Origin of the sequence: Bacillus sp. Hm123, assembly GCF_051842975.2 — a bacterium.
GTDB lineage: Bacteria > Bacillota > Bacilli > Bacillales > Domibacillaceae > Bacillus_CE.
Genome location: NZ_CM200277.1, coordinates 2,072,039 through 2,086,782, shown reverse-complemented (window position 1 = coordinate 2,086,782; position 14,744 = coordinate 2,072,039). Strand labels below are relative to the sequence as shown.

Here is a 14,744-nt window from a genome sequence, read left to right as displayed (position 1 = left end):
TACGTTTTCGAATGAAAAAAAATAAACAGTCAGAACTCATCAAACGGTTAACAGATGAGGAAATTTTGAAATCATTATATATGACGCAATTTGCTTTATTGTTGCTTTCAGTTATTGTTGGTCTTTTTTTGTTCTCAGATTTTTCATCATTTTACGAGCTATTTCAATGGTCGTTATTTGAAATCGTCATCGTAGGGGCAGGAGCAGGAATCGCAGTTGTCATCCTGGATCTTTGCTTCATGAAGTGGCTACCGGATAAATATTATGATGATGGTGGGATTAATGAGCGGCTGTTCGCTAAGCGCTCCGTTGGAGAAATCTTTTTGATCGCAGCGTTAGTGGCCGTTTCTGAAGAAATATTTTTTCGAGGAATGTTACAAACCTCTCTAGGACTTGTTGCTACTAGCTTGATTTTTGCTTTGATTCATATTCGCTATTTATCGCAATGGTATTTAACGCTGAATGTTGTGCTTTTAAGCTTTGCCATCGGTTGGTTGTTTGAGTGGACGAACAATTTAGCCGCTACGATCATGATGCATTTTGTGATCGATTTCTTCCTTGGTTTAGCTATTCGGAGACAAGCGAAGGAAAAGGCAAGTAGTGAGAGAGGGGAAAAGAAAGAATGACAGTAGATCCTTATCGTGAATTAGCTAAAAAGAATCGTCAAGAAATACAAAAAGTTCATGTGGAGAAGCTGGAATCGAATGAAACAGACGACCATTCGCGTACCAAAAGGCGAGAAGAAGAGAAACCTCGCCGAAATCCATTGTTAACGATCCTTTTAGTTTCTTTTATTTTAATTCCGATTTTAACAGGGGCGTGGTACTCACATGAACAAAGTAAGAAAGAGCCATCTAATTTAGAAGTAATAGAGAAAGCTGATCAGTAAGAATGGGCGGAAGCAAACAGTTTCCGCCATTCTTCTATAGCTACAGGTTAAAAGATTTTTTTGCGGTCGCGTTCCTCTTTTAAAACTTCTACTGCTTCCCGGAATCGTTGTGAATGAATAATTTCTCTTTCTCTTAAGAAACGCAGGCTGTCATTTAAATCGGGGTCGTCACTGACGTCAATGATCCATTGATAAGTAGCCCGCGCTTTTTCTTCCGCAGCAATATCTTCATACAAATCGGCAATTGGATCACCCTTCGCTTGGATATATGTCGCTGTGAACGGAGATCCACCTGCATTTTCATAAAATAAGGCGCGATCGTGATTGACGTAATGAGCACCTAATCCAGCGGCTTTCATTTGTTCAGGAGTGGCATCTTTTGTGAGCTTATAGACCATCGTGGCGATCATTTCCAAATGGCCCAATTCTTCTGTGGCGATGTCGGTTAATAATCCAACAACAGAACCAGGAATCGTATAACGTTGGTTCATGTAGCGTAAAGCAGCCGCTAGCTCTCCATCCGCACCACCGTACTGTTCAATTAAATATTTCGCTAACGTCGGATTACACTCGCTTACTTTCACTGGATATTGCAGTTTTTTTTCATAAACCCACATATCGTTCTCCTCTCCTGTTTATACTTGCCAAGGCCACGGTTCTTCTTTATAGTCAAAAGGGTGGCGTGAATAGCTGTAGCCAAAGCTTGTCATCGCGCCATATTTTTTCTCAAATGCTTTTTTTAGCGTTTTGCTCGATTTCACCATTTGATTGTATTGTTGTATCGCTTGAAGGTCATCTGGGTGAGTATGCAAATAAAGGGCTAAGTCTACGATCACAAAGTCGGCCGCTTGAATTTGTTCAAGTTCACGGTAATAGTCTTCGGAAAGCGACTTCATTTTTTCGCCCCCTCCGTCTGTTCTTTAAATGGAAAATAAGGGTCAAAGAAAGCTTTCCACAGCGTTCCTTTTCTTAAAGCAACTAAAGGGGGAAATTGCTCTAATCCTGGTGGTTGAAATCCCATGAATAATTGGGGTCCGGTTGAATATCTTTTTATTCGAATCGGCGGACAAGGGTCCATCGGGCTTATGAAAGGTCGGTACGTGCGATACCATTGGTTTTTATCCATTCCAATCCTCCTTATATTGTCTATTCTTCAATCTATTGTATGGAGGATTGAGTTGAGATATTATTTACTTTTGAATGATGGAGTAAAATAACATTTGTATTAGAGGATGTAATGTATATGATATGGTTATTAGTGGTGTTTGTTTTATTGGGAGTGACTTTACTGTTATATATGTGGAAAGAGGCTCACGGGAATGACGTCAAAGAAGAGACGATTTCCTTAGATAGCTATCCGGGAAAACAGCCGTTCACCTTCTTTTTTATTTCTGATATTCATAGAAGAGTGATTCATCCATCGATCATCGACAAGATTAAAGGCAGAGCAGAACTTGTGATCATTGGTGGAGATTTAGCGGAAAAAGGTGTAAGCTTTGAGCGCATCGCTCATAATCTGCAATTGTTAAGGGAGGTTGCTCCTGTTTTTTTTGTTTGGGGCAATAATGATTATGAACTGCCTAAACAACCGTTTGAACAATTACTAACTGCTCATGACGTAGTGATGTTGCGCAATGATTCTTTTTGTTTTCAAACAGCAGATGGAACAGAGGTGTATTTGCTAGGTGTGGATGATTTAGGTAAAGGCCATAGCGATAAAAAAGGTGCATGTGAACATGTACCAAATGAAGGATTTAAGATTTTCCTAAGTCACAACCCTTTGTTGATGAAACGAATGGTTGAAAAAGATCAAGTCGCTCTTTTTTTGAGTGGTCATACACACGGAGGGCAGATTCGGCTGTTCGGAATGGGCTTATATAAACAAGGTGGTTGGGAATGGCGAGGACAGATGGCGGTGCTCGTTAGCAATGGCTATGGAACGAGCGCTCTTCCTCTTCGACTAGGTGCGAAAGCAGAGACGCACTTGATCACTATTGTTTCGGATATATAAACGAGTACAATAATGCTTTTTATAACTCACCATCTGCGCTTCTTATCATAATATGTGTTAAAGAGGTCCTTTCAGCAGGGGGCAGCAGATGATGAGGATAGAAAGGTTATCAGACAATCAAGTGAAGCTTTCCGTTACTTATGATGAGTTAAGAAAAAGAGGTTGTTTAAAGAAGCACATTTTGGAGGATTCTTTTATTTGGCATGAGATTTTTGACGAAATGTTAGATGCGATTGAAGAACAGTTGAATATGGATACTGAAGGAATGATCGCTATTGAAGTACATTCGATGGCGGGGGATGAGCTAGTGCTTATTTTAACGATTGACCAGTTAGATTTTTTCAATAAGTTGGATGACGCCTCAGGCGGAAAAAGTGATGAATATGGCTTTGCACAAACGATTAAGTTTATTGATATTGAAGATATTATTGGTTTAGTACACGATGATAAAAGAATTCGTTCGATACAAAGCTCACTATTTTATTTTAAGGGAGCTTACTATGTAAGCTTCTCGTTTGATTTGGATAGTCAGTTTGATGCGTTTGAAGCGATACTGATGGAATATGGTATGTATTCGAGTTTACCAGAAGAAATGTTAAAAGAATATGCATTGACGATCATTCCGTCTGATGCGATGCGAAAGCTTTATCAGTATTTCGTTAAGCAAGTGTAAAGTTGAAATCATTGAAATTAGTTGTCTTTTCTCCTATCATTTATATGAATAGGAGTTTTTTTTAGAAAAGGTTTGTGAAACAAGGAGCGAATGAGATGCAAAAGGAAGATTGTATCATTGTAGGTGGCGGACCATGTGGGCTTTCTGCTGCGATTGAGTTAATGGAGATTGGCAAAAGCCCACTGGTGATTGAAAAAGGGAATATCGTTCATTCGATTTATAATTACCCGACGCACCAAACGTTTTTCAGTTCTAGTGAAAAGCTGGCGATTGGTGATGTACCGTTTATTATTGAAGGAAGAAAGCCGAAGCGGAATCAAGCACTCACTTATTATCGGGAAGTAGTGAAATTAAAGGATATTCGTATTAATCGCTATGAACTGGTGTATAAAGTGGAAAAGCAGGAGGATGGTTTGTTTCATGTTCATACGTCCAAAGGGCAGTATGAAACCCCTTATGTGGTGATTGCGACGGGTTACTACGATCATCCGAATGAAATGAATATTAAAGGAGAGCAGTTGGATAAAGTATTCCATTACTTTAAAGAAGCACATCCTTATTTTGATCTGGATGTCGTCGTCATTGGCGGTAAGAATTCTTCTGTCGATGCAGCGTTAGAGCTACATAAAGCAGGTGCTAGAGTGACGGTTCTTTATCGAGGGAGCGAATATTCCTCAAGCATTAAACCGTGGATTCTTCCGGAATTTGAGGCGTTAGTAAAAAATGAGGAAATCAAAATGGAATTTCAGGCGGTCGTGGATGAAATTACGGAAGAAGCAGTCATTTATCAACAAAATGGCGAGACGAAACGAGTGAAAAATGATTTTGTATTTGCAATGACTGGCTACCATCCAGATCAGGAATTTTTAAAGAAAATGGGTGTAGAGATTAATCGTGAGAGCGGTCGTCCTCATTATGATGTAGAGACGATGGAAACGAACGTGCCAGGAATTTTTATTGCAGGTGTCATTGCAGCTGGCAATAATGCTAATGAAATCTTTATCGAAAATGGTCGTTTTCACGGGGGAGACATTGCCAAGGCGATTGCGACTCGTGAAGGATAGAAGTAAAGAAAAAGCGGAGCGCTGGGATCAATGCTCCGCTTTTTTTGAGGTTTATTCAAATATTTGTTCGAGAGACGAGAGCTCGTGCTTAGCGGATAAGGCGATTAATAATTTAATTCGTGCTTTTTGCCCGTTTAAACCGTTAGAGAAAATCACTCCAAGCTCTTTTAATTGTTTTCCTCCGCCATCATAACCGTAAACGTCTTGAACGATGCCATTAAAGCAGCGTGAAACGAGGACGATGGGAATTTGTTGATCGACTAATGCCTTTATTCCTGTTACAGCAGCAGGAGGAAGATTTCCTTGGCCAAGAGCTTCAATGACCACTCCATCATAGTTTAAATCTTTTAAAGCGGATAAAAGGGAAGCATCCATTCCGGCGTAAGTTTTAATTAGAGCAACTCTTTGGTCGATCGTTGTGACGGCGAGTTGTTGTCGCTCTGTTGGGGCATGATGAAAGACGATTTTTCGCTTCGTGACAATACCGATTGGTCCATATTGTGGGCTTTGAAAAGTCGAGATATTACTCGTGTGGGTTTTCGTTACGTTTTCTGCCGAGTGAATTTCATCATTCAGAACGACTAATACTCCTTTTCCTTTAGCAGAATCACAGGCAGCTACTCGTACAGCACTTAATAAATTGTATAGTCCATCGGCCCCGAGTTCATTGCTTGACCGCATCGCACCTGTCACAACGACCGGTATATCAATTGTTAACGTTACATCAAGGAAATAAGCGGTTTCTTCAAGAGTATCAGTTCCGTGCGTAATTACGACCCCGTCAAAAGGTTCCTTCTGAAAGTGTTCTTCAATTAATTGTTTCAGATGGAGCATTTCTTTCGGCGTGATATGAGGAGAAGGAAGATGAAATGGTTCGACTGTCGTAATGTGAGCCGTTTCGTTGAATAAGTTAGTTGATGTAAGTAAAGGATTCTTCTCCCCAGGTGTAACAGCACCTGATTGCTTATCTTCCATCATGGAAATGGTTCCACCTGTATGTATAACGAAAATATGTTTTTTAGACAAAAGAAAAACCTCCTAAGACTTTTTGCAATTTTTGTATTCTCAATCGCTTTTATTAATGATACGATGAAGGAAACAGAAAGAAAAGAGGACAGATGAATGCTGGCAATCTTTTCGGCAGGTATTGCACCAGGGCTTGCGCTATTATGTTACTTTTATCTTCGAGATAAATACGAAACAGAGCCTGTCACTTCCGTAGCGAGAGCCTTTATTTATGGAGCGCTATTGACCTTTCCAACGATGTTTATTCAATACGTGCTAGCAGAGGAAGGGATGACGTTTTCGGCTCTCATTGAGGCGCTTGTTGTTGTTGGCTTTCTTGAAGAATTTGTTAAATGGTTTAGTTTGTTTTATTTAATCTACCAGCATGTCGACTTTGACGAGCCATATGATGGAATTGTCTATGCGACAAGTGTGTCTTTAGGCTTTGCTACGATTGAAAACATTCTATATTTAGTCGCTCACGGTGTAGAACACGCTTTTTTAAGGGCGCTTTTGCCTGTATCAAGTCATGCGTTGTTTGGCGTTGTGATGGGCTTTTATTTTGGAAAGGCGAAGTTTAATCGCGATGGAAAAGAGAAAACATATTTGCTCTTAGCGTTGCTCATTCCGTTTTTACTTCACGGGCTTTTTGATTATATTTTATATTTAGAGACGGTTTGGATCTATTACATCGTTCCTTTTATGTTTTTTTTATGGTGGTTTGCGTTAAGGAAAGTAAAGCAAGCCCATATTTTAACCGAACAACATCATCGCGGATTATTTCGAGAAAGAAGCTCTTAATGAAAAGGGCTTCTTTTTTATTTGTCTGTGTGACTTTTAAGATGAAAAGCTCCTTGATTATGAAAGTTTGCTGAATAAAAAAAGGCCGGCAGCGAAAACTACGAATACACATCATACTTTATGTGGAGGGTAAAAAAATGAGAATTGGTGCAAGGGTCAAAAAAACAGTAGTTGCTTTCGTTCTACTACTGAGCTTGATGATAGGTCATCTATCAATTTCACCGTTACATACAGCTGCCTTTTCAGGACAAGTGATTCAAAAGGGAGCCTCTGGAGACGATGTCATTGAACTGCAGGCTAGGCTGAAATACATTGGTTATTATAAGGGCAAAATTGATGGTGTTTACGGGTGGGGGACGTATTGGGCGGTAAGGAACTTTCAAAACGCATTTGGATTACCGATTGATGGGCTTGTCGGCCAAACAACGAAGAATAAACTGATTAAAGCATCTAAATATGATAAGAGTTCCGTAAAAAATCAGATTAGGAATGGGAAGAAATCAAATTCTAACCAAAAGGCAACGGCGGCAAGTGTACCAGGTGGCTTTTCCCAAAATGATATTAGCTTAATGGCCAATGCTGTTCACGGAGAAGCGCGTGGTGAGCCATATGAAGGGCAAGTGGCGGTAGCGGCCGTGATTTTAAATCGAATCGCTAGTCAAAATTTTCCTAACACGGTTTCGGGTGTTATTTTTGAACCGAGAGCCTTCACAGCAGTCGCTGATGGCCAAATTTGGCTGACACCGAATGAGACGTCTAAACGAGCGGTGATTGATGCGATTAATGGCTGGGACCCTACCGGTGATGCTTTATATTATTTTAACCCGGATACAGCGACGAGCAAGTGGATTTGGACGAGGCCGCAAATTAAACGAATCGGTAAACATATTTTCTGCGAATAAAGGAGGGAAGTACTGATGTTTCGAACAATAGGAATTGTTTTTTTGTCATTAGCAGTAGTAGGTGTAGGGCTTTGGGGATATCAGGAGCATCGTGAAAAAAATGCCGTATTAATTAATGCAGAAAACAGTTATCAGCGGGCGTTCCATGACTTAACTTATGAAGTGGATAAAATTCATGATCAAATTGGAGCGACGCTAGCGATGAATACACGACACTCCCTTTCACCTGCTTTAGCCGATGTGTGGCGATTAACGTCTGAAGCTCATAGCAATGTCGGTCAATTGCCGCTAACTTTATTGCCATTTAACAAAACGGAAGAATTTCTAGGAAATATCGGTCAATTTAGCTATAAGGCAGCCGTAAGAGATTTAGAGAAAGAACCATTAACGGATCAAGAATATAACCATTTGAAAAATTTGTATAAGCAATCAGCTGATATTCAAAATGAGTTGAGAAAGGTACAACATATGGTGTTGAAAAATAATTTGCGTTGGATGGACGTAGAGCTTGCTTTAGCGACGGAAAAAGAAAATGCAGATAACACTATTATTGATGGTTTTAAAACGGTTGAGAAGAAAGCAGAGGGCTTTAGTGAATCTAATGTCAATAGCTTACCTGGCCAAGCGGATCAACTGAATAATCATCGTTTAAAAGAATTGAAAGAGGCGCCGATCTCAAAGCAAGAAGCGGTGAAAAAAGCGAAGGCGTTTACGAATATAGATTCAGCGGAACAAGTGAAAGTAACGAAAAGTGGGAAAGGCTCTGACTTCTCTTTCTATAGCGTCAATATGAAAAATAAAAATGGAGCGGAGGCAAGTATTGATTTAACGAGAAAAGGAGGGCATCCTCTTTGGTTTATTATTAACAGAGAGGTGAAGAAGCCGACAATTGGTTTAAACGAAGCAAACAATAAAGCGATGGCTTTTTTAAAGAATCATCAATTTACAGATTTAGAACTCGATGATAGTACGCAATATGATCATGTCGGAGTGTTTACTTTCGTTGGAAAACAAGATGGTGTACGAATTTATCCAGATGTGGTGAAAGTAAAAGTGGCGCTAGATAACGGTCAAATTATTGGGGTGACCGCTAATGAATACTTAGAAAATCATCATAAAAGAAAGATAGCGAAACCAGCTATATCTGAACAAAAAGCCGAAAGTTTTATTAATCCAAAAGTAAAAGTGGAAGAAAAACGATTAGCTATGATTCAAAATGAATTGAATCAAGAAGTGCTTTGCTACGAGTTTTTCGGCACGTTAGGAGAAGACACATATAGAGTTTTAATTAATGCGAAAGATGGTCGAGAAGAGCAGGTTGAAAGATTACGCAATGCAGAACCGATCTATGATAACGTATTGTAAAGTGAAATAAGGTGGTTTTACAGCTTATTAATATGAGGGAAACGACCCGATAAAGAGATTCTTACATTGCATTTTTAGACATCACCCTCTATAATTTGGATTATACCCATTATAGTAAAAATGAACTATGGGCAGTCAGAAATTAGGGTGAGGGATTTGAATGCTTAAAGTAGGAATAGATTTAATGCTTGAGCCATTACATGTATCAGACGAAGAGGAAAAAGAATCGTATCGTTGTAAGGTGGTTGATGTGAAAGATGGTCAAGTGTTTATTGATCACCCTGTAAATATCAAGTCGAATCGTACCACGTTATTAATGGATGAGACTGAGTTGATGGTGGAATTTATTGACCCGACAGCATCTTCTGCTGTTTATCTATTTAGTACAAAAGTCATTGGTCGTGTGAAGCAATCGATTCCAATGTTAGTTTTACAAGATCCAGGTGTAGACAAATATCAGCGAATTCAGCGTCGTAAATTTGTACGTGTGCCTACGGCTGTTGATGCGGCTGTTCATTTAGAAGACCATTCGCCTTTTGCTGCGACGACGGTTGATTTAAGCGCTGGTGGATTGGCTGTTTCTGTTCCACATGGAATGAACATTAAGCAAGGTGATCAAGGGAAGGTGTTCCTATCCATTCCATTCCAGTCAGGAGATCATCATTATTTTGAAGTGACAAGTAAAGTGGTCAGGGTACATGAGGAAGAGAAAAGCAACAGAACTATCGCTTCTTTGGAAATAAATGATCTTTCTGGAATCGAACAGCAACTATTGATGCGTTTTTGTTTTGAACGCCAAATTATTCTGAAAAGAAAAGGACTCGTGTAAAGGTTCGCCTTTAACGAGTTTTTTTTTGAAGAATATCTTTTCATCGTATGATAAAATGAGAAGATAAATTAATTAGAAGGTGAAATGATGACGAAACGAATTCAAATTGCGATCGATGGACCTGCTGCAGCTGGAAAAAGCACTGTAGCTAAAATAATTGCTGAGAAATTATCATACGTTTATATTGATACAGGTGCGATGTATAGAGCACTTACTTATAAAGCTTTACAACAACAGGTGGACCCTGAAAGTGAACATGATTTACTTCAACTACTTCAGTTGTTAGAAATCGTTTTAAAGCCTGGAGAAAGCGGTCAGCAAGTGTTTGTTGATGACAACGATGTAACGAATGAGATTCGAACGAACGAGGTCACGAACACCGTTTCTTTCGTCGCTAAGCATCCGTTAGTGCGCAAGGAAATGGTGAAGCGCCAGCAAGTTTTTGCAGAAGCTGGAGGGGTGGTCATGGATGGTCGTGATATCGGCACCCACGTCTTGCCGAATGCCGAAATAAAAATCTTTCTCAAGGCAAGTACGGAGGAACGTGCAAAAAGAAGGTATAATGAAAATATTTCGAAAGGAATTCCTTCAGATTTAGAGAAATTAAAAGAAGAGATCACTCTTCGTGATCAAATTGATTCCGAAAGAGCCGCTGCTCCGCTGAAAAAGGCAGACGATGCGATAGAATTGGATACGACGTCTTTAACGATTAGTGATGTCGTTGAAAACATTATGGCGGTAGTGAAAGAGGAGAAGGGAAAATGAGCACCTTTTATTCGATTGCCAAGACGGTAGTGAAAACGATTTTAACGCCGATGTATCGAATCGAAGTTCACGGAAGAGAGCATTTTCCAAAGGATAAAGGCGTTCTTCTTTGTGCCAATCATATTGATAATTTAGACCCTCCTGTCGTCGGAATTACAGCGCCAAGACCGGTATCGTTTATGGCCAAGGAAGAATTATTTAACGTACCGATTCTTGGAAAGATGATCTCTAATTTACATGCATTTCCGGTGAAAAGGGGGATGAGTGACAGAGAAGCGTTACGAAAAGGATTAAACTTTTTAAAAGAGGGAAAAGTATTGGGACTCTTCCCTGAAGGCACTCGCTCGAAAACAGGTGAGGTAGGGAAAGGGTTAGCTGGAGCTGGTTTCTTTGCTCTCCGCACAGATGCGTATGTTGTTCCGTGTGCGATTGTCGGTCCATACAAACCTTTTCGTAAGCTGAAAGTGATCTATGGTCCACCGATTGATATGTCCGAGCTTCGCGAGAGAAAAGCGAGTGCGGACGAAGTGACGGAAATTATAATGAATCATATTCGTCAGTTGCATGATCGCCATAAATAAAAGCTTCTTGCTTGACAAATGGCTGTAATTGTTAGAAGTTAATAGAAAGAATATTTATTTAAATAAATGTTAGCAGTTTTGTATTAAGGAGGAGTACATATGACAGAGGATATGAACCAAGTAGAAGTGAACAACTATGCAGTAGGCGACAAAGTCCAAGCAACAGTGGTGAAAGTGGAAGAGAAGCAAGTGCAAGTTGAAATTGAAGGAAGCAAAAAAGACGGTATCATCCCAATCAGTGAACTATCCAGCCTGCATGTAGAAAAAGCTACGGATGTAGTAAATGAGGGCGACAAGCTTGAACTGCTCGTAACAAAAGAAGAAGATGATCTTTACGTTCTTTCGAAGCGCAAAGCAGATGCTGATAAAGCGTGGGAAGAGATGAACAAACGTTTTGAAGCTGGTGAAGTGTTCGAAGCTGAAATTAAGGAAGTAGTGAAGGGTGGACTTGTCGTTGACCTTGGTATTCGTGGCTTCATTCCTGCTTCATTAGTGGAAGATCACTACGTAGAAGACTTTGAAGATTATAAAGGCAAAACGTTAAGCTTGAAAATTGTTGAATTAGAGCAAGAGAAGAACCGATTGATTTTATCTCATCGTGCGGTTCTTGATCTAATGAAATCAGAAAATAAGAAGAAAATCCTTTCGGAAATTCAAGCAGGCGATGTGTTAGATGGTAAAGTACAGCGACTAACAGAATTTGGTGCTTTTGTTGATATTGGTGGTGTAGATGGACTTGTTCATATCTCTCAACTATCCCACGAGCATGTAGATAAGCCGTCTGATGTTATTAAAGAAGGGCAAGAAGTTCAAGTAAAGGTACTATCCGTTGATCGAGATAGCGAAAGAATTTCTTTATCGATTAAAGAAACATTACCTGGACCGTGGACGAATATTGCGGAGAAGGCACCAATCGGATCTGAGCTAACTGGAAACGTGAAGCGTCTCGTGTCTTACGGAGCATTTGTGGAAGTATTCCCAGGTGTAGAAGGGCTTGTTCACATTTCACAAATTTCTAATAAACATATTGGTACGCCACATGAGGTGCTAGAAGAAGGTCAAGAAGTGCAAGTAAAAGTTCTTGATGTGAACGAGGAAGAAAATCGTCTATCTTTAAGCATGAAGCAATTAGAAGAAGCGGAAGTTGAACAAGAAGTAGAATCGTATGAAATGCCTGAAGAAAGCACAGGTTTCCAACTTGGAGAAATGATTGGAGACAAACTAAAAGGCTTAAAAAACGATAATTAATTAAGCAATGCTATTTGAATGAGAAAATGGTGATGAATGGTGACGAGAGAACAAAGAAAAAGAGAACATATTCAATATGCGCTCTCAACGGGTCAAAGTCGTGTGACTGGCTTTGATGATGTCGATATCGTTCATCAAAGCCTTCCGAACATCGCTTTGAATGATGTCTCAATTCAAACCAAAATTGGCGAACTTATTTTAAGTTCGCCAATTTTCATCAATGCGATGACTGGTGGCGGAGGTAGAGAAACGGAAGAAATTAACGAAAGCCTAGCGATAGCGGCAAGAGAATTAGACTTAGCGATGGCAGTCGGTTCACAAATGTCGGCGATTAAAAATCCGTCAGAAAGACAAACTTTTCGCATTGTTCGCCAAATGAATCCTAAAGGAATAATCTGGGCGAATATTGGCAGTGAAGCTACAGTTGAGCAAGCGCAAGCCGCTGTTGAGATGTTAGAAGCAGATGCGCTCCAAATCCATTTAAACGTAATACAAGAGCTCGCTATGCCTGAGGGAGATCGCGATTTCTCAGGAGCTTGTGAGCGAATTCAAGCGATGGCGGAATCATTGCCTGTACCAGTGATTGTGAAAGAGACAGGATTTGGACTTAGCAAAGAAGCAGTTGAGAAACTATCCGCTATTCCATTAGCCGCTGTTGATGTTGGTGGTTTTGGTGGAACCAATTTTGCGGCGATTGAAAATGCTCGCAGAAACAAAGGGCTTGCCTACTTTAATAACTGGGGAATCTCTACGGCTGCATCGATTGTAGAAGTGAAACAAACAGCAGCGAACAACATGAGTGTGGTGGCATCCGGTGGTATACAAACTAGCCTGGATGTGTGCAAAGCGTTGATCCTTGGAGCTGACGCCGTTGGAATGGCTGGCTTCTTGTTGAAAACCTTGTTGCAGGACGGCTTTGATTCATTGTTGACAGAGATAAAAGAATTGCATGAAGATTTACATATGATGATGTGTGCTCTTGGGGCCACATCAATTGAAGAGCTACAGCGGTCGACCGTTGTCATTAAGGGAGAGACTTATCATTGGTTAGATGCGCGCGGCTTTGAACCTGCTCTTTTCAGTAGGAGATCATGACATGAAAATGGTCTGAAATGTGATCGAAACAGAACTGTTTCGTGGTTTTAGTTGCTTGCTCAGGAGAATATTGATAAAATGTATAGGTTCATAAAACCCTTCTACGTCAGAAGGGTTTTATTTATACGGACGTAGATAATAATGATAAATAAGCAAAATAGAATGCAAGTGTGGAAAGGATGAATGAAATGGTGAAACCAGTAGTCGCCATTGTAGGGCGCCCGAATGTAGGGAAATCAACCATTTTCAACCGAATTGTCGGCGAAAGAATCTCAATCGTCGAAGATATTCCTGGTGTAACGAGAGATCGAATTTATAGTTCAGGAGAATGGTTAAATCAAGAGTTTAACCTTATTGATACCGGTGGAATTGATTTAGGAGATGAGCCGTTTTTAGAGCAAATTCGCCAGCAAGCGGAAATTGCGATTGAAGAAGCGGATGTCATCATCTTGTTAGCAAGTGGAAGAGAAGGTGTGACGTCAGCGGATGAAGAAGTGGCGAAAATTTTATATCGCTCCAAAAAGCCAGTTGTTCTCGCTGTCAATAAAGTAGATAATCCAGAAATGCGTGGCCAAATTTATGATTTTTATTCGTTAGGCTTTGGAGAACCATTTCCAATCTCCGGTGCGCACGGAATTGGTTTAGGGGATATGCTAGATGCTGTCATCGATCATTTTCCTCAGGCGGATGAAGAGGAATATGATTCCGATGTCATTAAGTTTTCTTTAATCGGTCGTCCTAATGTAGGGAAATCGTCTTTAGTGAATGCCTTATTAGGGGAAGATCGTGTCATTGTTAGTGATGTTGCCGGAACAACGAGAGATGCGACCGATTCTCCCTATACGTATGATGGTCAAGAATATGTCATTATTGACACAGCCGGCATGAGGAAAAAAGGAAAAGTATACGAAACGACTGAGAAGTATAGCGTGCTCCGTGCATTGAGAGCGATTGAACGATCAGATGTTGTTTTAGTCGTCATCAATGCGGAAGAAGGTATTCGAGAGCAAGATAAGCATATTGCTGGTTACGCTCATGAAGCCGGACGTGCGGTCATTATCGTCGTCAATAAGTGGGACGCGATTGAAAAAGATGAGAAAACGATGAAAGAATTTGAGCAAAAAATTCGTAGTCACTTCTTATTTTTAGATTATGCACCAATCGTCTTCTTATCTGCTAAAACAAAGAAAAGAGTTCATACGTTACTACCAGTCATTAATCAAGCGAGTGAAAATCACTCCATGCGTGTACAATCAAGTGTACTCAATGATGTAATTATGGATGCGGTAGCGATGAACCCTACACCGTCAGATAAAGGAAAGCGATTAAGAATTTATTATGCGACACAGGTAGCCGTGAAGCCGCCTACTTTTGTTGTTTTTGTGAATGAGCCGGAGCTTATGCACTTTTCTTATGAACGCTTCTTGCAAAATCGAATTCGCGAGGCGTTTGGCTTTGAAGGAACGCCAATTCGAATTCTTTCTCGTGCCCGAAAATAAAGAAAAGCTGGTGAATT

At 40.2% G+C, this 14,744-nt stretch carries 18 protein-coding genes; 14 read left to right on the top strand and 4 right to left on the bottom strand.

Annotated features, from left to right (window positions below; translation table 11 throughout):
* Window positions 1-11 precede the first annotated feature (11 nt).
* Both ACSVDJ_RS10800 and ACSVDJ_RS10795 read left to right on the top strand, forming a co-directional pair.
* A complete protein-coding gene (locus ACSVDJ_RS10800) occupies window positions 12-626 on the top strand; it encodes a CPBP family intramembrane glutamic endopeptidase (RefSeq protein ID WP_439168688.1) in 615 nt (204 codons plus the stop codon).
* Window positions 623-889, top strand: coding sequence for a hypothetical protein (locus ACSVDJ_RS10795; RefSeq protein ID WP_439168686.1), 267 nt, complete (start codon window positions 623-625; stop codon window positions 887-889). Before ACSVDJ_RS10800 ends, ACSVDJ_RS10795 begins: the two co-directional genes overlap by 4 nt.
* A gap of 47 nt (window positions 890-936) precedes the next feature.
* Here the strand turns inward: ACSVDJ_RS10795 and ACSVDJ_RS10790 are convergent, their stop codons facing one another.
* Genes ACSVDJ_RS10790 through ACSVDJ_RS10780 form a run of 3 tightly spaced genes read right to left on the bottom strand, consistent with a single transcriptional unit; the run spans window position 937 to window position 2,015 of the window.
* Entirely contained in the window at window positions 937-1,506 is a 570-nt protein-coding gene (locus tag ACSVDJ_RS10790) for a manganese catalase family protein (protein ID WP_439168685.1), read from the bottom strand.
* Between the two features lie 18 nt (window positions 1,507-1,524).
* Window positions 1,525-1,785 carry a spore coat protein CotJB gene (locus ACSVDJ_RS10785; RefSeq protein ID WP_095478132.1) on the bottom strand — a complete coding sequence of 87 codons (261 nt, stop codon included), beginning with the start codon at window positions 1,783-1,785 and terminating at the stop codon, window positions 1,525-1,527.
* Window positions 1,782-2,015, bottom strand: a complete 234-nt coding sequence (locus ACSVDJ_RS10780; RefSeq protein WP_439168684.1) for a spore coat associated protein CotJA — start codon at window positions 2,013-2,015, stop codon at window positions 1,782-1,784. The genes ACSVDJ_RS10785 and ACSVDJ_RS10780 overlap by 4 nt, the downstream gene beginning before the upstream one ends.
* A 117-nt stretch (window positions 2,016-2,132) precedes the next feature.
* Here ACSVDJ_RS10780 and ACSVDJ_RS10775 point away from each other — a divergent pair, with 117 nt between their 5' ends.
* The 3 genes from ACSVDJ_RS10775 (at window position 2,133) to ACSVDJ_RS10765 (ending at window position 4,637) form a co-directional block, all read left to right on the top strand.
* The gene (locus ACSVDJ_RS10775; protein WP_439168682.1) at window positions 2,133-2,900 is read left to right on the top strand and encodes a metallophosphoesterase; all 768 of its coding nucleotides are present in this window, start codon (window positions 2,133-2,135) and stop codon (window positions 2,898-2,900) included.
* A gap of 88 nt (window positions 2,901-2,988) precedes the next feature.
* A complete protein-coding gene (locus tag ACSVDJ_RS10770) occupies window positions 2,989-3,573 on the top strand; it encodes an adaptor protein MecA (RefSeq protein ID WP_439168681.1) in 585 nt (194 codons plus the stop codon).
* A 95-nt stretch (window positions 3,574-3,668) separates the two neighbouring features.
* Complete coding sequence (locus ACSVDJ_RS10765) at window positions 3,669-4,637, top strand: YpdA family putative bacillithiol disulfide reductase (RefSeq protein WP_439168680.1); 969 nt, start codon at window positions 3,669-3,671, stop codon at window positions 4,635-4,637.
* Between the two features lie 51 nt (window positions 4,638-4,688).
* On the opposite strand, the gene ACSVDJ_RS10760 is transcribed toward ACSVDJ_RS10765, so the two are convergent.
* Complete coding sequence (locus ACSVDJ_RS10760; protein ID WP_439168678.1) at window positions 4,689-5,663, bottom strand: asparaginase; 975 nt, start codon at window positions 5,661-5,663, stop codon at window positions 4,689-4,691.
* Window positions 5,664-5,759: 96 nt separating this feature from the next.
* On the opposite strand from ACSVDJ_RS10760, the gene prsW reads away from it, so the two are divergent.
* The 9 genes from prsW to der all read left to right on the top strand — a co-directional run bounded on the left by prsW (window position 5,760) and on the right by der (window position 14,727).
* Window positions 5,760-6,443: a glutamic-type intramembrane protease PrsW gene (gene prsW, locus ACSVDJ_RS10755; RefSeq protein WP_094835393.1), complete on the top strand. Its 684-nt coding sequence runs from the start codon at window positions 5,760-5,762 to the stop codon at window positions 6,441-6,443.
* 137 nt (window positions 6,444-6,580) lie between these two features.
* Window positions 6,581-7,345 (top strand): spore cortex-lytic enzyme, encoded by a 765-nt coding sequence (gene sleB / locus ACSVDJ_RS10750; RefSeq protein WP_439168677.1) that lies wholly within the window; start codon window positions 6,581-6,583, stop codon window positions 7,343-7,345.
* A gap of 15 nt (window positions 7,346-7,360) precedes the next feature.
* Window positions 7,361-8,710, top strand: coding sequence for a germination protein YpeB (gene ypeB / locus ACSVDJ_RS10745; protein ID WP_439168676.1), 1,350 nt, complete (start codon window positions 7,361-7,363; stop codon window positions 8,708-8,710).
* A gap of 160 nt (window positions 8,711-8,870) precedes the next feature.
* The gene (locus tag ACSVDJ_RS10740; protein ID WP_439168674.1) at window positions 8,871-9,539 is read left to right on the top strand and encodes a flagellar brake protein; all 669 of its coding nucleotides are present in this window, start codon (window positions 8,871-8,873) and stop codon (window positions 9,537-9,539) included.
* 87 nt (window positions 9,540-9,626) lie between these two features.
* Complete coding sequence (cmk, locus tag ACSVDJ_RS10735) at window positions 9,627-10,304, top strand: (d)CMP kinase (RefSeq protein ID WP_439169081.1); 678 nt, start codon at window positions 9,627-9,629, stop codon at window positions 10,302-10,304.
* Window positions 10,301-10,885, top strand: a complete 585-nt coding sequence (locus tag ACSVDJ_RS10730) for a lysophospholipid acyltransferase family protein (RefSeq protein ID WP_439168672.1) — start codon at window positions 10,301-10,303, stop codon at window positions 10,883-10,885. The genes cmk and ACSVDJ_RS10730 overlap by 4 nt, the downstream gene beginning before the upstream one ends.
* A gap of 99 nt (window positions 10,886-10,984) precedes the next feature.
* Window positions 10,985-12,133, top strand: a complete 1,149-nt coding sequence (gene rpsA, locus ACSVDJ_RS10725) for a 30S ribosomal protein S1 (protein ID WP_439168671.1) — start codon at window positions 10,985-10,987, stop codon at window positions 12,131-12,133.
* Window positions 12,134-12,172: 39 nt separating this feature from the next.
* Window positions 12,173-13,228, top strand: a complete 1,056-nt coding sequence (fni, locus tag ACSVDJ_RS10720) for a type 2 isopentenyl-diphosphate Delta-isomerase (protein WP_439169080.1) — start codon at window positions 12,173-12,175, stop codon at window positions 13,226-13,228.
* A 188-nt stretch (window positions 13,229-13,416) separates the two neighbouring features.
* Window positions 13,417-14,727, top strand: coding sequence for a ribosome biogenesis GTPase Der (gene der, locus ACSVDJ_RS10715; RefSeq protein ID WP_439168669.1), 1,311 nt, complete (start codon window positions 13,417-13,419; stop codon window positions 14,725-14,727).
* Window positions 14,728-14,744: the final 17 nt, after the last annotated feature.

Bases quoted from the DNA above. Each gene is read 5' to 3' on its own strand.
- ACSVDJ_RS10730 (WP_439168672.1), top strand. From the start codon at position 10,301: ATGAGCACCTTTTATTCGATTGCCAAGACGGTAGTGAAAACGATTTTA.
- cmk (WP_439169081.1), top strand. From the start codon at position 9,627: ATGACGAAACGAATTCAAATTGCGATCGATGGACCTGCTGCAGCTGGA.
- ACSVDJ_RS10765 (WP_439168680.1), top strand. From the start codon at position 3,669: ATGCAAAAGGAAGATTGTATCATTGTAGGTGGCGGACCATGTGGGCTT.
- ACSVDJ_RS10790 (WP_439168685.1), bottom strand. From the start codon at position 1,506: ATGTGGGTTTATGAAAAAAAACTGCAATATCCAGTGAAAGTAAGCGAG.
- sleB (WP_439168677.1), top strand. From the start codon at position 6,581: ATGAGAATTGGTGCAAGGGTCAAAAAAACAGTAGTTGCTTTCGTTCTA.
- ypeB (WP_439168676.1), top strand. From the start codon at position 7,361: ATGTTTCGAACAATAGGAATTGTTTTTTTGTCATTAGCAGTAGTAGGT.
- prsW (WP_094835393.1), top strand. From the start codon at position 5,760: ATGCTGGCAATCTTTTCGGCAGGTATTGCACCAGGGCTTGCGCTATTA.
- ACSVDJ_RS10740 (WP_439168674.1), top strand. From the start codon at position 8,871: ATGCTTAAAGTAGGAATAGATTTAATGCTTGAGCCATTACATGTATCA.
- ACSVDJ_RS10795 (WP_439168686.1), top strand. From the start codon at position 623: ATGACAGTAGATCCTTATCGTGAATTAGCTAAAAAGAATCGTCAAGAA.
- der (WP_439168669.1), top strand. From the start codon at position 13,417: ATGGTGAAACCAGTAGTCGCCATTGTAGGGCGCCCGAATGTAGGGAAA.
- ACSVDJ_RS10785 (WP_095478132.1), bottom strand. From the start codon at position 1,785: ATGAAGTCGCTTTCCGAAGACTATTACCGTGAACTTGAACAAATTCAA.
- ACSVDJ_RS10770 (WP_439168681.1), top strand. From the start codon at position 2,989: ATGATGAGGATAGAAAGGTTATCAGACAATCAAGTGAAGCTTTCCGTT.
- ACSVDJ_RS10800 (WP_439168688.1), top strand. From the start codon at position 12: ATGAAAAAAAATAAACAGTCAGAACTCATCAAACGGTTAACAGATGAG.
- rpsA (WP_439168671.1), top strand. From the start codon at position 10,985: ATGACAGAGGATATGAACCAAGTAGAAGTGAACAACTATGCAGTAGGC.
- ACSVDJ_RS10775 (WP_439168682.1), top strand. From the start codon at position 2,133: ATGATATGGTTATTAGTGGTGTTTGTTTTATTGGGAGTGACTTTACTG.
- ACSVDJ_RS10780 (WP_439168684.1), bottom strand. From the start codon at position 2,015: ATGGATAAAAACCAATGGTATCGCACGTACCGACCTTTCATAAGCCCG.